Raw genomic sequence first — 22654 nt, forward strand, 5'->3', positions numbered from 1 at the left:
AGGAGGAATAGAAGCGTTTTTGCCCTAAACTGGACAAGCTTATTTAAGAGCGTTAACGAGTATCGTGGCCAAGGTGATTGGCGACATCGTTTGGCAGATATATAATTTCAGGCGGGCTGTCAGCCGATTGAAGCCTGCTGGGTATAAGTCTATTAAAAAAGTAGTATCTACGTCCGATTGGGCTAGCTCACTATAGTCAGAACCATCACGTTACTCATATGTAAGCACATGACCTAAACTATTATTAAGTAGTTACAACTAAATTTTTTTGCTCTCGATTACGTTATTAGTGGGCATCGAAATTGCACATCAACAACTTACTATGAAGGTATTTCACGTTTGGCGTCCGGCATTGCTTCTGGCGGTTTCGGCTACTGTCCTGCTTACAGGATGTAAGAAAAATGAAGACGTTTCACCCGGCAACCTGTCGTCGACAACGGTTGCAACGGGCGTTGTAACGGATACGGAGGTAAACGAATGGATCCTGCAAAACATGCAGAGCTACTATTTCTGGAATGATAAACTCCCGGCCAGCCCTAATAAATCGCTAAGTCCGGATAAGTTTTTTGCTTCTCTGCTGAATACCTACAATGCTACGAGTAATACCGATGGCGACCGTTTTTCGTGGATTCAGCCGAGTGCCGAAACACTGAAGGCTTCCCTGAGCGGCCAATCGAAAACAACCGGCCTGCAATACAAACTGTATTATCGGGACAATACCAGAACTACCGTCATTGCGTCGGTGCTGTATGTTTTGCCCGGTTCGCCAGCCGCCAAAGCTGGTATTAAACGAGGTGACATCATCTCAAAAGTGAATGGCCAAACCCTGACTGGTACGAATTATTCTGAGCTGTTATCGGGTAGCTCAGATACCTACACATACGGGTTTGCCACGGTAGCTGCGAACGGCTCAACAGTCGATACCGACCAGACAAAACAGGTAACGGCTATTGTCTTTCAGGAAGATCCTGTTTTGCTGGATTCGATCTATACCATCAATGGAAAAACGATCGGGTATGTTGTTTACAACCAGTTTATTCCCGGCACTTATACGTCAGATGGCACAACGGATAAAACGTACGATCTGAAGCTGGATAACATTTTTGGGAAGTTCAAGCAGAAAGGCGTCAACGAACTGGTGCTGGATTTGCGCTACAATCGCGGGGGATATGTAAGTTCTGCCGTTAACCTAGCCAGTTCGATCGGTAAAAATGTAGATGCCTCAAAGGTATTCTACTCTCAGAAGTGGAATCCCGCGGCATCGGCTGCCTATGCTGCCAAATACGGCTCTAACTGGAATATTCAGAACTTTGTAAACAAATCTACCAGCATTGGTTCTAATCTAAGCCGTGTTTTTGTTCTGACAACCAGTAGTACTGCATCCGCCAGCGAGTTGATTATAAATGGATTACGGCCGTTTATGACCGTAACCACCATTGGTACCACCACCGTTGGCAAAAACGTTGGTTCTATTACAATTTCGGACGCTACGGGTCGCATTAAATGGGGTATGCAGCCCATTACCTTTAAATCGGCCAATGCGCAGGGCTTTACCGAATATGGCAACGGGTTTGTGCCCTCCGTTGAAGTGAAAGAGCCAACCGTAGCCATGAAGCCCTTCGGCGATTTGAGCGAATCGATGTTAAGCGAAGCCGTTTTTCAAATTGCGGGTGTGCGAAATGCCCGTCGGGTGGCCACTCTAGAAATTGATCGACCATTTATTGGCTCATCCCTCGATGAAAAAGCCGGAGGAGGGAACATGTATATTAGTGATAAACAGCTGATGCCGGCGCATTAATATTGTATTATTTTGCGTTTGAAGCAGCCCCACAGGCTGCTTTTGGCGTTTTATCCTGTAACTTTAACATCAGCAACCTAACAAGACTATGTACGAAAAGAATATAGGTACTAAGCAAAAAGCATTACGTATAAATCTTGACCGTCGTATTTATGGTTCCTTTGCCGAGATCGGAGCGGGTCAGGAAACAGCCGCTATGTTCTTTAAAGCGGGCGGCTCATCGGGCACTATTGCCAAGACCATGTCGGCCTACGACATGACTTTTAGTGACTCCATCTACGGGGTTGAAGAAAGCGGACGCTATGTGGTCGAGTCGCGACTGGTAAAGATGCTCAACAAAGAGTATAGCTTACTCGAAAAACGGTTGGCTGAAAAGCGCGGCTCCGATACGACCTTTTTTGCCTTTGCCAATACGGTTGTTGCCCTAAACTATCAGAAAACCAACGAAGCGCATGGCTGGCTCGGCTGTCGGTTTCAGCTAAATCCGGAATCCGGCTACAACGATGTCATTATCCACGTCCGGATGATCGACAATGAGAATATTTTGCAGCAACAGGCCCTGGGTATTATCGGCGTCAACCTGATTTATGGGTGCTATTACTACTCGAAGTCGCCCGAAACGCTGGTCCTCTCGCTCATGGACGATCTGGCTCCGGAACGGATTCAGATTGATATGATCCGGTTCAGCGGCCCGGACTTTGCCGATGTCGATAACCGCCTGATGAGTTTACACCTTGTTAAAAACGGCTTTACGGATGCCGCACTTTTCGGCCCCGACGGACAGGTGCTCCAGCCATCCGAAGCCCTGTATAAAAAGCATATTCTGGTCATGCGCGGCCGACTGCGCCCCGTAACCAATGTCCAGATGGATATGATCGAGAACGGGCTGAAGCAGTTTAAGGATGAGCCGGATGTTGATCCCAACCGGGTTGTATCGATGGCGGAGTTAACTCTGCACAACCTGAAAGCCAATGAACAGGGTATCGACGAAAAAGACTTTCTGGACCGGGTCGACATCCTGTGCTCGATGGGCCAGACGGTAATGATCTCCAACTACCTCGAATACTATAAACTTGTTGCGTACCTGGCCCGGTTGACGCGGCTTAAAATAGGCCTGATTGTGGGTATTCCGAACCTGGAGTACATTTTCGAAGAAGGACACTACGAGTTCTTGCCGGGTGGTATTCTGGAATCCTTCGCTACGTTGTTCAGCCGGAAGGTCAAGTTATTCGTCTATCCAACCCTGAAACACGGTGCCATTTATACCTGCAACGAATTCAAACTACCCCCAACCCTGGAGCCTCTGTTCCAATACCTGGTACGAAACGATAAAATCGAGGATATCACCGACTATAATGAACAGAACCTGCACATTTCGACCGATCATGTGCTGGAAATGATTCAGCAGGGAGAAGACGGCTGGGAAAACATGGTACCCGCCCGAGTAGCTGATCAAATAAAAACCAACTGCCTGTTCGGCTATCCGTGCGAGGTAGAATATGTGCCCATTGGGCAGCAGGTGCGCCAGCAGCAGGTGGAGGAACAAATGCCAACCCCGTTACCAACTCCTGTGAGTTAGCGTTCAGAGCGAGCCGGGGCCAGGTGGCAAACGTGATGTAATTAGGGTAACTGGAAAAGGTTGATGTTTTGCCACTAGATAGTTTTTTAGAGTTGGTAAGGGTATAGTAGGCTGCAATTGAGTTGATGAGCAGAATAAAGTTCATCTAATGAGATGGCAGTAATGAAAGAACACATAACATTAACCGTTTGGACGGGGGCGGCATATGGTGCTGTGAAACGAATTGTTGTTCCGTACGAATACGGTTTGATCATGTCGGAAATGATGAGCCAGTACGCCGACGAAAACGGCTTTGTACTGGCTCTATTAGGAGAAAATAATACAGCAGGAATTTTCTGGAACAGAGAAGGGCAATTGGTCCGTCTGGCTATTGAAGAAGCTATCTGAGTAGTGCTGAACGTACCTATTCTCCAGGTCGATCGAGGTAACCGTATCCTAAGCTGGTTCCTATAGGCCTCACCTATGGCGCTTATGGTAATATCCACTTCCATTTGCTATTAACAGGTCACCCTGACAGGTCTTTGCGGCTCTGTGGTTGAACTTATCTGCATTGCAGGTGTGCTGCAGTCTTTAATTGACCAGATTTCAACCGACATACAGCCACTATTCCTGTTACATTAACTGGTAACTTAAATACGTTTTAATAATTTTTTTTGTTAGATAGGTTAAATTTAATATACATTTATATTAAATAATCGCGATTTACGGGGTTTATATTTTAAGTAAGGAAAATTAAGTTACATAAGGCAGGTTTTATCTGGTTAAAACCTCCTTACGGGTATAAGCCAACAATTCATTATGATCATCACCTTCGCTCAATATTGTATTCTTACGGCAACGTATGGCGGTGCAACAGCCTGCGAAGTACAACGCAAAACAACGCTCAACCAGTTGATGATTGATTATTATCTGAATGGTTTACTCAAGAGTGAACTTGTTGAGATAGCTCAAAAGAAGGCTGCTGAACCGTTATGTTACAAGGTAAGTGAACTAGGATTAGACTGCATTGATGATTATGAGCGGGCTAATTCGGAGTTAGTTATCAGACGTGCCACTTATGAAGTCGGACGTATATAAAGACAATTGATCAACCATTCGGATTGATTCGCTTCAGTACCTACCTTTTTTTCTTGAAATCACCCGCCTGTTGTCAGTCTTCAGACATACAGACCACTTTACACAATCTGCCAAGACACCGTTGCTAGTTGAAAAGGGATCTTGCTTGTTTGCGTATGTAAGTTAAACGGTCTTATTATCAATTCAGCTAACCAGTTACTATGATTCAGGTGAAATCGAATATATATCTGTTATCTTATTTGTATTTTAGTTAACAATTAGTTAGCTTTATATCGAAAAATTAAAAAGAATGAAGATATATAAACCCGTGAGCGATTTGATTTGCGGGTTTTTCTTCATGTGGTAAAAAGGAAAAGAGCCCTGTTGACTAAGGACCACTACAGCCTTGCTCTTCCGCTTCAAGAGGTTGCTTCATACACATCACCACGGCACGGCTAAACAACTCGTATGTAAAGTGAAGGAAACAGCGCAAAAGCTAATCAGGTAGTTGATCTGGACTGGCCTGTTGAAGCAACCAATCGCGTACTTCCTGCAACATCGCAGCCGCCGACTTTCTGGTAGCGGCTACTTCACTATGCAGCCATTGAATTTGAGTGGCTACTGCACCCGGCAGGTTAAGAAACACGCTGTATTCATTGACATGTTGTGGGCCACTTGGGAGGGATCGGCCGCGAAAGAAATTTTCTAATTCTTCGTGTTCGTTACTGAAATGCATAAGACGAAAATAGGCATCAAATTATTTATATACACCATAATCAGGAAGATTCCCCAGGCAGAAGTCGTAAGACAGGGGTTTTGCTTACTGCAAAAAAAACAAAAGCCAGGCATTGCCCGGCTATGTCGCACCTAACCCTTGAAATAATAAATCCCTATCTAAACACTTACTAACCTAATGCTAATTATAAATGAACTACTATATATAATACTCTATAAATCAAGCTAATGCATTTTTTCTGGTAGCAAAATGAGTCTCAAGTTGGCTGATAACCAAAGGCACCCGTCGCCGACTCACGTGGAGCCAGTTTCCAGCCACAAGTAACTCCGCTGATCGATCGCTCTTTCGACGAATCTGCGATATATGAGCCGGATTGGCAGCCACGCTTTTGCTTAATCGAATGAATCCGGGCAGCGTATCAACACACTTCTTCAGCGTGGTTGCATTGATTGCTGGAGAGGAATCAATAAAAAATACGCGTGTGTAATTTCCCCAACCCATTAAATACATAATACGAACTGTGTTAGTACTCAACTTAGTAAAAGTCATGTCTAATATTTACCTATGGGTAACTCTTAGTTAACTATTATATTCTTTTGCAAACATAACAAATAAATATGTTATCCAATAGGAAAGGGAGAAATTTATTCTGTGGCTGTAAAAAAAGTAGCTTTATTAGTTGCCTGTAACTCACATAAATCATGAATTGACGTGGGAGGATAAGGCGTAAGAGCATCTCAGAAGCTATAGTTAACCGGGCTTTCCGGAAAATTGCGGGCCTACGAAGAAATACGTCGAAATAAACCTTAACCTGCCTGTCATCTTATCAAGAAACAGACGTTAACAATACGATCGACTGGCTATTTGGTAAATGAGACCTATCTTTAAGCTGTATCCTGACAACTCAGATGGAGCGCACCTCAACGAACGAAAAGCCAGCGCGACAATGGGTAATACTAACCAGCGTCGACCTACCGTAATCTCCTTATTGACTGCCGATTTAAGCGATGCTACTCTTTTTTGTGCGGATATGCACGACCATGTTGATAGGGCTTATGCTACGACCGGGATACGCGGTCATTGCTCAGCCGTTCCGGCAGCAAAGTGAAGTAATCATTAGCGATGATTTGGTGTATGTAAAAGTCCACGTCAATGGTCGCGGCCCCTTTAATTTTATTATCGATTCGGGAACTGCCGGTATGGGGCGTATTGATCGTCAGTTGGCTAAAGAGATTGGGCTCAAAATCATCGGTTACCAGCAGGTATCAGACATCTACCAGTCGAAAATCGAGATTCTGGTTGCTGTTGAAAACCTTAGCCTGGGCCAGCTTACAAACTCGGGGCTCAGGATGATGATTGGCGATTACAACACAAAACCCAAACACATACGGATAGACGGCGTGTTAAGCCGGGATTTCTTTTACAATCACCTGCTCACTATTGACGGACCGGCGCGCCAGCTGATTGTCTCGAAAGAGACGCTGGAGGTGGGGACGAAAGGTGTTTTTAGTTATAGCAAAGCCTTTGTTATTCCGGGCAGGATTGGACAAACGGAGTTTTTGTTCAACCTCGATACCGGATCGAACCTGCCGATGCATTTTCCAACTGGTAAATTAACAGGCCTTCGCTACGACAATACGTCGAATAAACGGGAGGAGACAAAAGCTAATACAACGTTTATTGTACAGGAAGCTGTACTACATGACGAACTGGCGCTGGGGTCAGTTAGCGTAAAAAACCAGAAAGTATATTATTCTGATAAAGCACACCAGATTAATGTAGGGGAAGGTTTTTTGAAAGAGCATGTTGTCACGTTCGATCAGCGAAAAAAGCTCATCAGAATAGACTAAAAGCTCCCGGTTAATCAACCGGGAGCTTTTAGTCTATTCTCAAAACCGAAGGTATCTGTTTGTGTACGGTTTAGTAGGCCAGATCAAACATGTCTTTTTCTACATCGTCACCCTGTTGCTCTAGCGCTTCCAGAACAAGCGTTGCAAAAGCTACTTTATCTGACTTACGATAGTCACTCTGACGTAATCGACCGGAGGGAGCTTTGAAGTCCTGACTTACTCGCTCACACATCGCCCACACTTTAGGATTCATTCTGATTTTGTATTGCCGGATCGGTGTGTCTTCACCAAACCAAAGGGCAATTACATTCTTCGTTGTTAATTTAATAATAGCGCCCACACCCAAAATTTTAGACGAAAAGGATAAACGTGATATTTTTTAACGATAAAATTATCTAAATAACGTAATTATTCTGGAAATGTTAATACTAACCAGGTATATATAATTTAAGGAACAGCCGAAAACTGCCTTATTCTGTCGAATTAGACGGTTTTTTAGCATCAGGAGTTATCTGGATAAAACATTCCGTAAAGTACGCTAAAGCCAAATTAAGGCGTTGTTAATTTTTTAGCGACTCCTCGTTGGAAGATAGCACGATCCGTCAAATTTTTCTTGTTAGCATAAAGAAAATAGACGTACTTTTGCGCAATGGCTTTATGGTGTAATGGATAGCATCACAGTCTTCGGAACTGTTGGTTGGGGTTCGAGTCCCTATAAGGCCACTTCTTACAAACTCTCTGCCTAGCCTAACAATCTCTTGTTCGGTAAACAGGCTCAAATGCTGGCCGTTCGTTCTACATTCGCCAGACTTACCCCTTCCATAAACAGAAAACGTTAGCAGCCTGGCAATTGCCTACCGGTCAGCCTGTGCTTACCCTCACCTGAAGCCCTTCCGGTCGTTTCAACCAAAGGTTTGTATATGTATCCTATATTGATAGTATTTTAAATTAATAATTAACAATAACCTTGTGTAACGAATGTATACGGACTAATATTGAGGTTGCATGACAACTCGCTGGCCAGTATTACCCTGGTTAGGTAACTAGAGTAACTTGTGTTTACACAGTACAGACTGGCGGGCTCTCTACCAACTGAAAAGATCAATAAGCGCATAAGAAAGCTCTTTTTGACCTTACATCGTTCTATCGTATGGCAGTGTTTACTGGTCAATTCGTACCTCGCGTAAGCCGTGGGGTATCTGTATCTAAAGGGCTGGCTTGTTTAGGTATTAGTATACCCATCTTAGTATGGCTCTGGACGCTGAACCGGTACGCGCTGGATGTCGTGCATGATGATGACTTCGTACTATTGACGTTTTTGAGTCGCTGGACCTACCCAGGGCAATCCTGGCTCAACCGGGCCATTGATTTAATAGCTCTGCATAATACCCATCGGATTGTTTACGACCGCCTGGTGACCTTAGGCATTTATTATGGGCTGGGCCGGATGGATGTCCGGTTATTAATTGGGTTGGGTAATGTTGCACTGGCTGGTATTGGCTGGCAGTTCTGGCGTAGCTATCGGTTGATGGCCTGGCCCATCTGGTATTTTCTTCCCCTGCCTTTCTGGCTGTTCAGTCTACAGTCGCACGAGAACATGTTTTGGGGGATGGCCGCCTTGCAGAACTTTACGGTAATCTGGTTAATCTTTGAAGCGATTCATCAACTCAATTGCCAACGGTGGCTTGGCTGGCCACTGCTTTTAGGGCTGGCTGCTACCTTAACCAGCGGTAATGGGTTGATTGTATTTCCGGTGGGCGTAGTGTTGCTGGCCAGGCAGTCGGGTCGAAACAGGGAATTGGGTGTGTGGCTGATCGCTACGATTCTGGTTCTAGGCCTGATGCTGGGGCTTTCGCCACCAACTGAACATCGATATCCGTTTGTTACCTGGCTACCCAATGTATGTTTAGTACTTGGTGGCACGTTTACCAATATGGTTACAACTTCAGTGCCAATGGCAGGAGGGGCTTTGCTGGCTGGTGCCTTTTGTTTGGCTGGTGTAAGCTGGTTAATTCAGCGCGGTTGGCTGGCAAATCGGCTGAATAAAACGACAATCTCTACCGAATGGTTAATGATGGGGCTTGTGGTACTGAGTACGGCTCTCTTGCTGGCCATTCACCGCACACCAGCCGAAATCCTTCGGGATCGCTATAAGATCTATGCGCACCTCGCACTTTGTGTAGTCTATTTTCTGGGACTGGTCATTGCCGGCTCACGCTGGCGTGGACGACTGGCTGCTGGTGTGGTGTTAGTTGCTGTGGTAATGAATATCAACGCATATCTGGCCTGTTTGCCCAGAGTGATTACCGGCTTTCAGGACCGGCAGGCGGATGCTGCTAATTTCCGATACTATGGTACAACACTGGCTCCCCCTTACTGGCGTCATTCAGTCGATAGTTTATTGCAACAGGCGCAAAAACAGGGTATTTATCGTCTTCCGGATGCGTTTGGACCACCCGCGCATTGGGTAGATCGTTTGCTGTCCGATTCATTAAAGGTCACGGTGCTTCAGAACAACGAGGCCGGGAATGTATACATCGGACTCAATCCGTTGTTTGTTCAGATGATTGACCAACAGTTGCCCCGGCGTCTGAGTGATGACACGGACCGAGGGTTATACCTGGTGGTTGAAATGCCCGATAAACGTCGATTTATCCTGCCCGCTCCGCCTACAGGGGCGGGGGTGCGTCGATGGCTGAAAGGAGAAGGGGTATTTGCTCCAGGGTTTATCGTTACAGTTTTGAGGAGCCGGTTAGGGGCAGGCCGCTATCGTTTGAAGGTACTTCAAACAACAGCGGCTGGAAATATGCTGCTCGATAGCGGCCAGACCCTACTCGTACCACTTACTTAACTGAATGGGTTGTTCTGAAAGGCACTCATCGTGAAGAATCGGATGTAGTTAAGCCGTTAGGCTTACAGATGCCTCAATGGGTGCCTGTAAGTCGTTTCTACGGCTGAATGAAATAACTACTTTCGGCAGATTGAACCGTTTCGCCCTTGCTGCGTTTGTCGTAAAATGCCGTGCGGCCTTTGCGTTCCTGCGCAAAGAGGTCCTTCATGCTAGCCTCGTTGGTTTGAAAGGTGATGGACTGCGTAATAGACAGCGACGAAGCCGTTTTCTGAGCGTCCTGATTGGCCCCCATGTAGGTAAACGACCAGTTGTGCTGCTTCAGTCGTTCGACCATCGCCTGAATCTGGCGGCCGGTGAACTCCCGGGAAGCGTTTTCTTCGCCATCGGTCAGGATGCTGACCAGCACCGTATAGTTGGTTTCTTTTTCGGTGAGCCATTCCATGCGCATCAGGCTGCGCCCCATGGCATCGTATAGGGGTGTACCGGCATCGGGCCTGAACAGATCGTCGGTTAGTTCCATAAGTTGGTCGGCGGGCTGATTGTCCAGACGGGTCTGAATCCCCAGGCTATTGAAGGTCACCAGCGTAACGGTATGTAACTGTTCGGGAAACTGCCCGCTCACCCCTTTAATGGTTTGCACCACCTCGTTGAAACCACTGAGCGTAGGGGCCTTGATGCTTTCCATCGAGCCGCTTTCATCAAGAATGATCAGGTTGAAAATCGTGTGCGTAGTCGTCGTGTTCATTGTTTTTTGTTGTTTTATGAGACTATAATTTACGAAAAAACAGGGGTGATTGCAAACTTAGACAACAATATAATAGGTTGATTAACAGGGAACTGTATGGACTTCGCTGTTGTGTGGGCCACATACCCCACCAAAGAAAAAAACCGGCCAACCTTTCGGCTAACCGGCTTTATGTCAATATATTAGACTTGAGCGGGAAATGGGGTTCGAACCCACGGCCTGCAGCTTGGGAAGCTGCCGCTCTACCAACTGAGCTACTCCCGCGCTAATTGGTAAAACAAAGGTGTGTTATTAAAACTAAAATGTCAAGCCATGCTATCAGATGACTGCCAGTAACTTTTCGATCTGTTCGTGGGTGTAAGTAAGCTGTTCGTCTGTCGTGCAATAGGGGGGCATCATGTACAAGACATTGCCCAATGGTCGCATCAGAACCCCACGATCAAGCAGGAAATTATAGGCTGTATCGCGTATGTTGTTGAAATAGGATGTCTGCTCGCCAGCTTTTAAATCAAAGGCCAGTAAGGTGCCGTGCTGCCGGATGTTTTCGACGGTTGGGTAGGTTGTTAGCTTCTTGGCAAAGACTGCGTGGCTGGTGGTAATGCGCTGAATATTGGCCAGCGTTTCGGGCAACAGTAGCAAATCCATACTCGCCAGTGCCGCCGTACAAGCCAGCGGATTGGCCGTAAACGAATGACCGTGAAAGAGTGTCTTGTGTTTATCGTCAGATAGAAACGCATTGTAGATGTGTTCCGCACAGGCCGTAACACCCAGCGCCATTGTTCCGCCAGTCAACCCCTTTGATAGACACATCATATCGGGTTTTTCGGCCAGATGATCGGAGGCAAAGAGCTTGCCCGTCCGGCCGAAACCCGTCATTACTTCGTCGGCAATGATGAGCGCGCCTTTACTGCGGGCTAAGCGGAACAGCTTATCGAGCACCGCCGGTTCATACATCACCATGCCCCCGGCTCCCTGCACAAGCGGTTCGGCAATAAAGGCGGCTACCTCGTCCGTGAACAGGGCTTCGGCCTGTTCACGGACGGCCTCTTCTTGGCCTGGAATGGGCACCGGCAAGTACACGACATCAAACAGAAAGGGAACGAAGGGGGCCGTAAAGGCACTCCGGGCACTTACGGCCATCGCCCCAAAGGTATCCCCATGATAAGCATTCTCGAACGCCACTATCTTTTTACGTGGCTGGCCCAGATTATGCCAATACTGAAAGGCCATTTTTAACGCCACTTCAACGGCGGTCGAGCCATTGTCCGAATAAAAAACCTTCGACTGATTAGGTGGCAAAATAGCCAGTAGTCGCTCGGCTAATTCAACGGCGGGCTGGTGCGTAAAACCCGCGAAGATGACGTGTTCGAGCGTTTGTAACTGCTCCGATACCCGATTGGCGATGTGCGGGTGGGCGTGTCCGTGGATATTAACCCACCAGGACGAAACCATATCGAGGTACTCTCGGCCATCGACATCATATAATACTGAACCGCTGCCCCGCACAATTGGAATCGGCAACGGGGCTGTTTGCATTTGCGTAAACGGGTGCCAGATCACAGCCCGGTCACGTTCGGCTAACTCATTCATTAAACGTCAATTCTTGTAAGAAATAGTTGAGTAATCAGCGCATAGATTCACAAACCCCATTTTCCCTGCGTTTTCATCACTTGTTCGATCACATCCCGAACGGCACCCCGACCACCCACTTTAGGCGATATATACTGAGAAACTGCCTGAACTTCGTCGACGGCATCGGCCGGACAGGTACTCAACACCGCCGACCGATTCAGAATCGGGAGGTCGGGGAGGTCGTCGCCCATGTACAGGATTTCGGATTCGTTCAGGCCGTCGCGGGCAATGTAGCCGAGGAAGGCATTCACTTTCTGGTCGGAAGGGCCACCCATGAAAATGTCTTTCACGTTCATGGACGTCAGCCAGCTGCGAAGACCATCCGCATTGGCGGCCGAAATAATGGCTACCCGGAAATCGGCCTTTAGTGCCTGTTCAATGGCGTAAGTATCACGGATAAAGACCGTTCTGTAGCGTTCGCCCGACGCAAGCAGTGAGACACCGCCATCGGTTAATACACCATCTATATCGAAAATAAAGGTTTTTATTTGTCGGAATTGTTCCTCTACTGCTGTCATGTTGCAAGTTTAGTGAAAACCGCCCGACAGTTCCGTATTTTTGTGGTATGACAACAAACAAGCTGCCGGGTGGTGCTCCATTTCCGGCCGGGGAAGGGGCGGCTGGATGGCCTCCCGAATTTCTGGCCCAAATGCAGATGCAGTTGGGTGCCGAATTCACCGAATTTGAATCGGCATTGGCAAAACCAACGCCGGTGAGTATCCGCATTAACTCCCGGAAACTGGCCGGGGCGGCTTATGACACAACAGGCTTAACGCCGGTGCCCTGGTGCCCCGATGGCTATTACCTGCCTGAGCGCCCAAGTTTTACGCTTGATCCGCTCTTTCAGGCGGGGGCTTATTATGTACAGGAGGCCTCGTCCATGTTGTTGTACGAAGCCCTCCGGCAAACGGTTAACCTTGGGCGGCCTCTGCGGGTACTGGATCTGTGTGCCGCACCGGGTGGAAAAAGTACGCTGCTGGCGTCGGCTCTTCACCCTGATAGTCTGCTGATTTGTAATGAAGTGATTCGGAGCCGGGTGTCGGTCCTGCGCGAAAATCTGGATAAATGGGGCTACCCAAATGTGGTGGTCAGCAACCACGACCCGGAAGACATGAGCAAGCTGACCGGCTTTTTCGATGTCGTGCTGGTCGATGCGCCCTGCTCGGGCGAAGGACTGTTCCGCAAAGACCCCGACGCCATGCAGGAGTGGTCGGAAGCGAGTGTCGAGTTGTGCTCGGCCCGGCAGAAACGGATTCTGGCCGCAGCCGCGCCTTTACTCGACAAAGACGGCATTCTGATTTATAGTACCTGTACCTATAACGATACAGAGAACGCCGAAAACGTCCGGTACTTAACTGAAATCGGGTTTCGAAATAAGCCGCTTATTCTGCCTTCGGAATGGAATATCGTTGAACGACAGGCGGGCGACCCCGAAACGGGTGAGGCAGTTGGGTATCAGTGCTATCCGCAGCGGGTGCGGGGCGAAGGCTTTTTCATCAGCGTCTTCAAGAAAACCACGTTTACGGCCCCGGTAAAACTCGACGCCCGTACGTTTCGGACCATTCGCGCGCTTCGTCCCCGCGAAACAGCATCGGCGGCAAAATGGCTTCAGAACCCGGCCGACTTCTCGTTCTGGGAAAAGCCCAATGGCGATGTAATGGCCCTACCCAAAGCGCTGGAAAAAACGTATTTGTTTCTCGATAGTGCGCTCAAAAGCAAAGGCTTTGGTCTGGAGATGGGCCAGTTTAAAGGAACGGATTTTGTGCCGTCGCACGCGCTGGCACTGAGTACGGCTGTGAATCAGGGCCTTCCGGGGCTCGAACTGAGTAAGGAAGATGCGCTGCGTTACTTTAAGAAAGAGAACCTGGTGTTTGATGAACCCGTAAAAGGCTGGCTACTCGCTCAATATAAAGGGGTAAATCTAGGCTGGGTAAAAGGAGTGGGTACTCGCGTTAATAACTATCTTCCGAAAGACTGGCGAATTAGAATGGACATAAAAGAATACGTATGAAACGGTTTTTCACGATTACAGGCCTGTTGGTAGCCGCTATCGGCGTAAGTTATTTCCTGGGTCCCACTGCCAAACCCGATGCGGTGAAGGAGGAATCCATTGTGCTCGACCCTGATCTGGTCAAGCTGGAGAAAAGTATTGCCGAATCGGAAGGCAAGGCGAACCTACGCCCCGACAACGAAGCCCGCATTATTTGGGCCGACAGCCTGAAAAAGGTTAAAACGCCTTATAGTATCGTTTATATTCACGGCTATTCGGCCAGTTGGGCCGAAGGTGACCCCATTCACAAACAAATCGCGAAGAAGTTTGGGTGTAATCTGTACCTCGCCCGTACTGCCGAACATGGCGTTGATTCGCCCGATGCACTTAAAGATATAACGCCCGCTAATTTCGCTGCTTCCGCCGAACGCGCATTGGCGATTGGTAAACTACTGGGCGACAAGGTGATCGTGATGGGCACCTCGGCAGGCGGGATGCTCACGCTGTATCTGGCTGCCCACCACCCAGAAATTGATGGCTTAATCCTGTATTCGCCCTGTATCGCTACAGCTAATTCGGCGCTGAAACTGACAACAGGCCCCTGGGGCAAGCAAATACTCGACCAGGTCTTCAAAGGCGACCATGTTGTCAATACCAATTATAGCGGTGAGCGGGCCAAATACTGGTTTCCGCAGTACCATACCAATGGACTGATTACCCTGCAAACCATGCTCGACCGATATATGACGCCCGAGCAGTTCCAAAAAGTGAAGCAGCCGGTTTTTATGGGCTATTATTATAAGGACGACGAACATCAGGATAAAGTGGTGTCGGTACCAGCCATGCTGGAGATGTTCGACGCACTGGGAACACCCGCCGATAAAAAACAAAAACTGGCTTTCCCGAACGCGGGCGAACACGTTATTGCCTCTCACTTTACCTCCGGCGACCTGAAAGGCGTGTACAAAGCCACCGAAACGTTTATGTCGACGGTATTAAACATGCCATCTGCCCCGGCATCAACCCCCACGCTTGCCCTGCAATCAAACAGTGCTACGACCAAAAAATAACCTAACTTTGCGGGAAATTAGTGAAGAATGAAGAGTGAAACGTGAAGAATAAAAATGAATAACCTGTTGGTTTTTAACTACTTTACTAGTCTTCACTCTGTATTTTACTCTTTGCTCTTCATTTTCCATTCTTCATTAAAATTATGGCTTACGGATTACTGAACGGAAAACGCGGCATCATTTCCGGTGCCCTGGACGAAAAATCAATCGCCTGGAAGGTCGCTTTGAAAGCGAAGGAAGAAGGTGCTACGTTTACCCTCACCAACGCGCCGATTGCGATGCGCATGGGAGCAATCAAACAACTCGCTGAGCAGTGCAACGCCGAAATTATCCCGGCTGATGCGACATCGGTTGAAGATCTGGAAAACCTGTTTACCAAATCGACCGAGATTTTAGGCGGTAAAGTTGACTTCGTGCTGCACAGCATCGGGATGAGCCCGAACATCCGCAAGGGCAAAGCGTACACGGATTTAAACTACGACTGGTTCAAGCAAAGCATCGACATCTCGGCGCTGTCGTTTCATAAAATGATGCAGACGGCCTATAAGCTGGATGCCATCAGCGAATGGGGCTCGGTGGTAGCACTGACCTACATGGCGGCCCAGCGGACGTTTCCGTTCTATACGGACATGGCCGATGCTAAAGCTATATTAGAGTCGATTGCCCGGAGCTTTGGTTACCGCTACGGCAAATCGCATAAGGTACGCGTGAATACAATTTCGCAATCCCCCACGCCAACAACGGCGGGTGGCGGTATCGGTGGCTTCGACAAGTTCTATGACTTCGCCGACAAAACTGCCCCATTGGGCAACGCTACCGCCGACCAGTGCGCTGACTATTGCATCACGCTCTTCTCTGACCTGACCCGCATGGTAACCATGCAGAACCTGTTCCACGACGGCGGTTTCTCCATGACCGGTATTTCGGAAGAGGTGATGGCACTCGTTACTAAGGAATAAGAAAAAAGGAGGAAAGGGAGGAGGGACGAGAGGGAGGAAAGGGATAAATTGACATCAGCTATATTCCTTTCCTCCCTCTCGTCCCTCCTCCCTTTCCTCCTTTAAAAGATTATTTCCTGCGTCAGGTAGGTTGCCTGTTCGTCGCCATTAATGCGGACGGTGGCTTTTAGCGGTTTGGCGTTCCAGTCGATGGTGATCAGGCCGTAGTTCAGTTTGGCTACCATGTCGCCAACGCGGTGGCGGTTAGCTTCTACGTGCGGGGCCGATACATGAGTTAGGCCGCTGCTCGTAATATCGAATAGGTCATAGCCCAGACCGGGCACACTTACCTTCGAAACTTCGGCAATGTGCCGGTCGCCACTGATAAACAGGGCACCTTTGGGTTTCGTTTTGGCGATTAGATCCAGTAATCGTTTACGGGCCGTGGGGAAGTTCGCCCATTTCTCATAAACGTGTTCCTCGGGCAGCACTTGAACGCCACTGCCTATAATATGCACCTCGGCGTCTGATTTGGTCAATTGCTGCTCCAGCCATTTCCACTGCGCTTCGCCCAGCATATCGCCCGATGGGTCGGGTACGTTGGCCTTGCCGTCTTTCTTCAACGGGTCGCGGAAATACCGGGCGTCGAGTAAAATAACCTTCACCCGTTGACCTTTCGAGCCGTAGGTGTGGGCAGAATAACCGCCTTCCTGTGTCCGTAATGGGCTGGTTTTGGGTACATCCAGGAAATCGAGCATTAGTTGCTGACTTTCTTTCCGCTTCGGATATTCCTTACCCCCATCGTTAACGCCGTAATCGTGGTCGTCCCACACGCCGATAACGGACGTCGACTGCCGCAACTGCTGATACACCGGATTCGACTTTTGTCGGGCGTATTTGGCGCTAAGCGTATCCATTACTTCCGAGTCGCCATAGATGTTGTCGCCCAGCCAGATCCACACGTCCGGTTTCTGCGCCACAATATCATCCCACAACGGTTGTGGCCGTTTCTGATCGCTGCACGAGCCAAAGGCAATTTTTGTAACAGGCTTCTCCTGCTGAGTAGTAGTAGTTCCCGATTTTGGTGTACGACACCCGGCCAATGCAACGCAACCAATCAGGCCAAGGGTAACAAGTGTTTTCATCCGAATTGTGGTAAAGTTGTATTTATAGAACCGCGCTACGAAGTCGGGCCAAAAGTAAAACAGCCAGATTGTTTATTCGTCAAGTTCAAGATTTGTTAACAGACAGAAATTCCTTTCCTCCCCCTCGTCCCTCTTCTCCTTTTTTAACTTTCCCAACTCCGAATAATCCGGCTGCCGTTTTCCGTCGATTCGGCGCGGATAAAATTGTCCACTTCCTGCTGAAGCTCTTCTACGTGCGAAATAATGCCGACCACCCGGTTTTCGGAACGGAGGGCTTTCAGCGTTTTGAAGACCGTTTGCAGGGAATCCTTATCGAGCGTACCGAAGCCTTCATCCAGGAAAAACAGGTTTTGCTTCGCTTTGGTCAGGTGCTGAATATTGTCCGACAACGCCAGCGCAAGCGACAAGGCCGCCTGGAAGGTCTGACCGCCCGAAAGTGTTTTCACACTCCGCACCTCACCGCTGTTAAGGAAGTCGCGAACCAGGAAGTTGTTTTTATCGTCCAGTTCGAGCCGCAGTTGGTTGTTGGTCAGCTTAAAGAATCGCTCATTAGCCGATTCGCAGAGGTTTTTCAGATAAACCGACGACACGTAGTTCACGAAGCCCTGCGCTCGGAACATCTCGTCCATTTTCTTTAAATCCTGCTTTCGGAGATCCAGCTCGTCGTGCCGTTTCTTGTGTTCCAGTTTTTGTTGCAGCTGACTTTCGAGAGAGGCCAGCACACTGGTGGCGCGGCCGTGTTCCTTATTCAGCGCATCCTTCTCGGCCTGTAGTGTCGCCAGTTGTTGTTGAACCGTCGCCAGTTCGGCCGGCTCAAACGGGTTTTCGGCTAGTTCGGTCTGCAACGTGCCGACCTGGAGTTGCAACCCACTCCGCTTTTCGTTGTATTCGTTGATCTGCTGTCGTTCCTGGTTAATGTTCAGGTTAGCCTGTAAAATCCGCTTTACCTGCTCACGGGTGAGGTTTTGTTCCGTCAGATTCTGCCCAATGGTGGCTTCCAGAGCGGCCAGTTCGGCAGCAACTTCGGCCAGTTGGTTATTCAACTGCTGAATTTGTTCGTCAACCGTTGCCTGTTCCTTTTCGGCTTCACCTTTTTGTTTCGACGTATCGTCGAAGTGGACTTTTGCCTGACGGTAGGTTTTGCTGAGTGACTCGCGCAGGTCGGCAATCTGGTCGAGGCCCCAGTCTTTCACTTCATCCAGCCGGAAATGTTCCAGCGATTCGGCCGCCGTTTTTAATTGCCCGTTCAGCCCGAAAATGGCATTGCCCGCGTCGACCACTTTTTTAGTTAGGTCGTTATGGATCGCGTCGACTTCTCCAATGAGCTTTTCGAGATCTTGAATCGCTTTTTGAGCGTCCAGAATTTGCCTCTGTGCATCGCTTTCTTTCTGGATGGCCCTGATCACGTCGCCTTCCTGCTCTTTCGAGAACTCCGGCCACATAAAATTGTCCTCGTGCTCAGTCAACTGCCGGACGATTTCGGTGCGCTCCTGCGTGAGCCGTTTACCGTTGTCGTGTTCGCTCCGAAGTTTTGTGGTTAGTTCCTTGATCGTGAGTTGTAGCTTGCTGGTGATTTCTATTCGCTGGATTACCTTTTGTAAACCCGCTTCGCTGCCTTTTACATCAATGCTTTTCTCATCGCCACTGTGTCGGTTAGGGTGGTGCGTTGATCCGCAAAGTGGGCACGGTTGCCCTTCATTCAGCGCATCGGCGTATTTTCGTAACTCATCCTGCACCAGGAGTTGCCGGTGTCTGGCCTCGCGCTCCTCCCGAACTTCTTTAAATTTCTCAAGAGCTTGCTCAATCGCATCGGGTAAGGTTTTAAGTGTTAGTTCAACCCAATCGGCCGGGAAGCTTACCAGCGCATCGTTCTTCTGTTGCTTCAGTTTGTCAATGGCCCGGTCGTAGTTGTCGACGGCCAGTTGAAGATCGTCAGCCTGTTTCTTCAGGGGTTTATAGGCCGTAAACCAGTTCTTTACTTTATAAAGCCGTTCCAGATCGGACGTCCGACCGATGCCATTCTCGATAATGAGCTGGTGTTTGGCGCGGGCTGCTTTATGGCGTTCGATTAACGTTGCCTGTTGGTCGAGTCGACTAACCAGCAAATCACGGTAATGGGTTTGCTCTCCAATGGTTTGTTGGTGCAGTCTGATTTGCTGCACTGTATCCAGTTCATCAATTTTCTGCTGTAGTTCGTCGCGCGTTTCGTAAGCCTGTTTGGCCGCTTCGTACAAACTTCGCAAACCCACCAGCCGCTTCGTTACAGACAGAAGTTGCCGCTGGGCCGCTTGTTCCTGTTCAACCAGCCGGGTTTTGCGGGAATTAAGCTTGTCGAGGCTGGCAAAATCGGCCTGAAAAACGAGCAGGCAGGTTTCGTAGAGCGCCAGCGCCTGTTCTCGTTGCTGATAGAGCGGTGCCCGGTTGAGGAGTTGCGTCAGCTCCTGTTGGGTCAACACCAGCGTTTGACTTCGTTGCTGGTTTTCGAGTAAGCGTTTTTCGGTAGGAGACAGTTCGTTGATTTCGGCTTCCTTTTGGCTTAACGACGCAGAAATACCAGAAATATCAGTACGGGCTTGCTCAATCGCTTCGGGCGTTACCGTTTCCAGGGGGGATAACAACCCGCGTAGTTCAGCCAGTTGGTCGTCGTTAGCTTTGCTTAATTTGCTGACCCGGGCAGCCAGGTCATACTGATCCAGTTTGAACAACTGGTTCATCATCTTCGTCCGCTCGACGGGGCTAAGCTCCAGAAACTCCCGAAACTGGTTTTGGGGAATGATGATGGTCCGCTTGAAGTTATCGTAGTCCAGCCCCAGAATCTGCTTTGACAGGACGGCTACATCTTCTTTCTCATTTCCGATGGGTTGCCATTCATCGCCCTGGCGAATAAACATCCGACGTTCGCCGGGACCTATTTCGTGGTGTTTTTTGGGATGGCGTTTCGCTTCGTAAACAAACTTGTATAATTGCTGGTCTGGCCCGGCCTGAAACTGAAAGTCGATAATCAGGTGCTTCGACTTCAGGTTCATCATATTATACTGACGATTGTCGCGGCTGTTGAGTCGCTCCGTTTCGCCATACAACGCAAAGCTTATCGCTTCCAGCAGCGACGTTTTGCCACTGCCTACCTTGCCGAAGATGCCAAAAACGCTCGAACCAATTAATTGCTGGAAGTCGATTTCCTGTAAGTCCTGATATGAATAGAGTCCTTGAATTGACAGTTTAATCGGTATCATTCAGGTTCGGTAGCTAAAATCTCTTTGAACAAGTGCTGCAGGCGCTCATTTGGCTCCTGTCCTTTGTTCTTATTCTTAAAATAACTCGTAAACAGCGCTTCCATAGATTGAGTAAGGTCGATGGCGGGTGCCGATTCCTGCTTCGTTTCTTCTACATCGCGTACGTCCGGGATGATCGTCACCAGGAATTCGTGCGCCTGTTGTAACTGTCGGCGCTCATCGCTTGTTAGAAACGTTGGCGTTTGCATGGTTATTTCGGGATAACAGTTCGGGTTCTCGCGTAGCCAGTCCACTGCTTCATCGACCCGTTTGAACTTGGGACGCAGCAACCGCTTACCAGTAGCGAGAGGAACGGGAGTAACCGTAACGGGCTGGCCAGGTTCGGCGTCAATCAGAACGACGTATTTCTGTTGATCGGCTTCGGCAAAACTATACGCTAGTGGGCTGCTGCTATATATAACAGGAGAAGGCCCGCCCGCGATCTGTTGATACCGATGCAAATGACCAAGCGCCGTGTACTGAATCTGAGCCGGAATCATGTCTGTATACACAACCGATGCGCCACCTACCTGTAAAATACTACGCTCATCATCGGACTCTTCGGGCGGCTCAGCCCCCCGTTTCATTACGAACAGATGGGCCATCAACAAATTGATGCCCTGTTCATCCATATAAGTATCGGCCAGAGCGGCCCAGTGCTGGTGAAGGTGATGCCGAAGCTCATCGTCAAGGCTCACCATACCAAGGTATGACCGAAGTCGGGTCTCGTTGGCATAAGGCGTCAGTATAATACGAACGGGTGCTTCATGCCGAGGAAGCTTTAATTCAATAAAGCCCGGCGCTGAACAAAGCAACTTGGCTTCGCAACTCAGTTCATACGAACGCACCTCTGTCTTCGGAAAACCGGCGAAGATGATTCCGCACTCCCGCCCGAAATGGTCCTGCGCTTCGATCCGGTCGGGGTTATCGTGGTTTCCGGCAATGGCCACCACCGTCCGCCGACCATTGGCGGTTAACTCTTTTAGGGTACTATATAATAAGTCCTCGGCTCTAGGGTCAGGATTAAACGTATCGAACAGATCGCCCGCTACCAACACCAGGTCAACATCCTCCCGATTAGCTACCTGAACGATCTCGGCCAATACGTCCCGTTGTTCCTGAAGGCGCTGAAAATCCTGAAGTCGCTTTCCCAGATGCCAGTCTGCTGTGTGTAATAGTTTCATTAGATGACAAATTGTATCGGATGAATTGATACAAAAGGAAGATGCAATATAACGCATAGCCCCTGCAAAACGGGTAAAAAAGCGCCCTAAAGCGGGTTTTCGACAGGCTGAGGCTCCGGCAACACGGTTGATCGAAAAAAGTTTGATAATATTTTCATGCGGTAACTAATTGAGCTTACGGGCCTTACCAAATAATCTTTGGCACTTTCTAAACTATTTTCAGAACAGGTCTTGACAAGGGTGTAAAATCAGCCTACCTTTGCACTCCCAAACATCGGGAATGAGTTGAAAACATAAGCGAAAGCCACTGGTAATCAATTCATTACGTGCAAAGTCCTGAGAATCAACGTAAAAATTTATTTTCAGATTTACTTGACAAATAAAAGAAAGTCTCGTACCTTTGCACTCCCAAACAATAAGGGAGATTGAGAAAAAGAGATTAACGCTTTGACTATCAATCTGTTACCAGGAAAAAAGAGAAAAATAAATTAAAAAATATTTTTACCTTTTACTTGACAATCGGGAAATAAAGTGTACCTTTGCACTCCCAAACAACGAGACATAGTTTAACCAGTTTAAACGACACCTCAACAACGCTTCGACCAACGGGTCAGGCGCCAAGTTCTTTGACAAACGGTCAGCACAAGAAGACTCAACTTTGCAACTTCGGTTGCCGGTTGAACAACATAGTGACCTTTAGCGGGTCACGCAATTATTTACGATGGAGAGTTTGATCCTGGCTCAGGATGAACGCTAGCGGCAGGCCTAATACATGCAAGTCGAACGGTAGATTCCTTCGGGATTCTAT

The 22654-nt window shown here is 48.4% G+C and carries 18 protein-coding genes, 2 tRNA genes and 1 rRNA gene; 11 read left to right on the forward strand and 10 right to left on the reverse strand.

The annotated features are described in order from the left end of the window. Nucleotides 1-322: 322 nt before the first annotated feature. The 4 genes from CRO74_RS24895 (at nucleotide 323) to CRO74_RS24910 (ending at nucleotide 4454) form a co-directional block, all read left to right on the forward strand. Complete coding sequence (locus CRO74_RS24895; protein ID WP_097129942.1) at nucleotides 323-1798, forward strand: S41 family peptidase; 1476 nt, start codon at nucleotides 323-325, stop codon at nucleotides 1796-1798. An 88-nt stretch (nucleotides 1799-1886) separates the two neighbouring features. After that, a complete protein-coding gene (locus tag CRO74_RS24900; protein ID WP_097129944.1) occupies nucleotides 1887-3377 on the forward strand; it encodes a nicotinate-nucleotide adenylyltransferase in 1491 nt (496 codons plus the stop codon). 162 nt (nucleotides 3378-3539) lie between these two features. Continuing rightward, entirely contained in the window at nucleotides 3540-3764 is a 225-nt protein-coding gene (locus CRO74_RS24905; RefSeq protein ID WP_097129946.1) for a hypothetical protein, read from the forward strand. 411 nt (nucleotides 3765-4175) lie between these two features. Then, nucleotides 4176-4454, forward strand: coding sequence for a hypothetical protein (locus tag CRO74_RS24910; protein ID WP_097129948.1), 279 nt, complete (start codon nucleotides 4176-4178; stop codon nucleotides 4452-4454). A 475-nt stretch (nucleotides 4455-4929) separates the two neighbouring features. Here the strand turns inward: CRO74_RS24910 and CRO74_RS24915 are convergent, their stop codons facing one another. Both CRO74_RS24915 and CRO74_RS32430 read right to left on the reverse strand, forming a co-directional pair. After that, nucleotides 4930-5169, reverse strand: coding sequence for a DUF6965 family protein (locus tag CRO74_RS24915; protein ID WP_097129950.1), 240 nt, complete (start codon nucleotides 5167-5169; stop codon nucleotides 4930-4932). A gap of 219 nt (nucleotides 5170-5388) precedes the next feature. Beyond that, complete coding sequence (locus CRO74_RS32430; RefSeq protein ID WP_097129952.1) at nucleotides 5389-5718, reverse strand: LytTR family transcriptional regulator DNA-binding domain-containing protein; 330 nt, start codon at nucleotides 5716-5718, stop codon at nucleotides 5389-5391. A 506-nt stretch (nucleotides 5719-6224) separates the two neighbouring features. On the opposite strand from CRO74_RS32430, the gene CRO74_RS24925 reads away from it, so the two are divergent. Continuing rightward, the gene (locus CRO74_RS24925) at nucleotides 6225-7019 is read left to right on the forward strand and encodes a retropepsin-like aspartic protease (RefSeq protein WP_245877974.1); all 795 of its coding nucleotides are present in this window, start codon (nucleotides 6225-6227) and stop codon (nucleotides 7017-7019) included. A 70-nt stretch (nucleotides 7020-7089) separates the two neighbouring features. Here CRO74_RS24925 and CRO74_RS24930 read toward each other — a convergent pair whose 3' ends face one another. After that, nucleotides 7090-7359, reverse strand: coding sequence for a hypothetical protein (locus tag CRO74_RS24930; RefSeq protein ID WP_097129990.1), 270 nt, complete (start codon nucleotides 7357-7359; stop codon nucleotides 7090-7092). Between the two features lie 311 nt (nucleotides 7360-7670). Here CRO74_RS24930 and CRO74_RS24935 point away from each other — a divergent pair. Continuing rightward, nucleotides 7671-7742, forward strand: a tRNA-Arg gene (locus CRO74_RS24935). Between the two features lie 427 nt (nucleotides 7743-8169). After that, entirely contained in the window at nucleotides 8170-9870 is a 1701-nt protein-coding gene (locus CRO74_RS24940; RefSeq protein ID WP_097129955.1) for a hypothetical protein, read from the forward strand. Between the two features lie 97 nt (nucleotides 9871-9967). Here the strand turns inward: CRO74_RS24940 and CRO74_RS24945 are convergent, their stop codons facing one another. The 4 genes from CRO74_RS24945 to CRO74_RS24960 form a co-directional block, all read right to left on the reverse strand. After that, on the reverse strand, nucleotides 9968-10615 hold the full coding sequence (locus CRO74_RS24945) for a vWA domain-containing protein (RefSeq protein ID WP_097129956.1): 648 nt from the start codon (nucleotides 10613-10615) through the stop codon (nucleotides 9968-9970). A 191-nt stretch (nucleotides 10616-10806) separates the two neighbouring features. After that, nucleotides 10807-10879, reverse strand: a tRNA-Gly gene (locus tag CRO74_RS24950). Between the two features lie 54 nt (nucleotides 10880-10933). Next, a complete protein-coding gene (gene bioA / locus CRO74_RS24955; RefSeq protein ID WP_097129957.1) occupies nucleotides 10934-12205 on the reverse strand; it encodes an adenosylmethionine--8-amino-7-oxononanoate transaminase in 1272 nt (423 codons plus the stop codon). Nucleotides 12206-12252: 47 nt separating this feature from the next. Next, nucleotides 12253-12765 carry a KdsC family phosphatase gene (locus CRO74_RS24960; protein ID WP_097129958.1) on the reverse strand — a complete coding sequence of 171 codons (513 nt, stop codon included), beginning with the start codon at nucleotides 12763-12765 and terminating at the stop codon, nucleotides 12253-12255. A gap of 47 nt (nucleotides 12766-12812) precedes the next feature. Between CRO74_RS24960 and CRO74_RS24965 the strand changes: the two genes are divergently transcribed. From CRO74_RS24965 to CRO74_RS24975, 3 genes are all read left to right on the forward strand, one after another. Continuing rightward, nucleotides 12813-14258, forward strand: a complete 1446-nt coding sequence (locus tag CRO74_RS24965) for a methyltransferase RsmF C-terminal domain-like protein (protein ID WP_262508249.1) — start codon at nucleotides 12813-12815, stop codon at nucleotides 14256-14258. Beyond that, complete coding sequence (locus CRO74_RS24970; RefSeq protein WP_097129959.1) at nucleotides 14255-15307, forward strand: alpha/beta hydrolase; 1053 nt, start codon at nucleotides 14255-14257, stop codon at nucleotides 15305-15307. The genes CRO74_RS24965 and CRO74_RS24970 overlap by 4 nt, the downstream gene beginning before the upstream one ends. 143 nt (nucleotides 15308-15450) lie before the next feature. Further along, nucleotides 15451-16266 carry an enoyl-ACP reductase FabI gene (locus CRO74_RS24975; protein ID WP_097129960.1) on the forward strand — a complete coding sequence of 272 codons (816 nt, stop codon included), beginning with the start codon at nucleotides 15451-15453 and terminating at the stop codon, nucleotides 16264-16266. A gap of 101 nt (nucleotides 16267-16367) precedes the next feature. Here the strand turns inward: CRO74_RS24975 and CRO74_RS24980 are convergent, their stop codons facing one another. From CRO74_RS24980 to CRO74_RS24990, 3 genes are all read right to left on the reverse strand, one after another. Then, a complete protein-coding gene (locus tag CRO74_RS24980; RefSeq protein ID WP_097129961.1) occupies nucleotides 16368-17390 on the reverse strand; it encodes an alkaline phosphatase D family protein in 1023 nt (340 codons plus the stop codon). Nucleotides 17391-17533: 143 nt separating this feature from the next. Beyond that, nucleotides 17534-20623, reverse strand: coding sequence for an AAA family ATPase (locus CRO74_RS24985; RefSeq protein WP_097129962.1), 3090 nt, complete (start codon nucleotides 20621-20623; stop codon nucleotides 17534-17536). Next, nucleotides 20620-21846, reverse strand: coding sequence for a metallophosphoesterase family protein (locus tag CRO74_RS24990; protein WP_097129963.1), 1227 nt, complete (start codon nucleotides 21844-21846; stop codon nucleotides 20620-20622). The genes CRO74_RS24985 and CRO74_RS24990 overlap by 4 nt, the downstream gene beginning before the upstream one ends. 718 nt (nucleotides 21847-22564) lie before the next feature. Here CRO74_RS24990 and CRO74_RS24995 point away from each other — a divergent pair. Then, nucleotides 22565-22654, forward strand: a 16S ribosomal RNA gene (locus tag CRO74_RS24995); the annotation flags it as partial.

The organism is Spirosoma fluviale (genome assembly GCF_900230225.1).
Classification (GTDB): Bacteria; Bacteroidota; Bacteroidia; order Cytophagales; family Spirosomataceae; genus Spirosoma; species Spirosoma fluviale.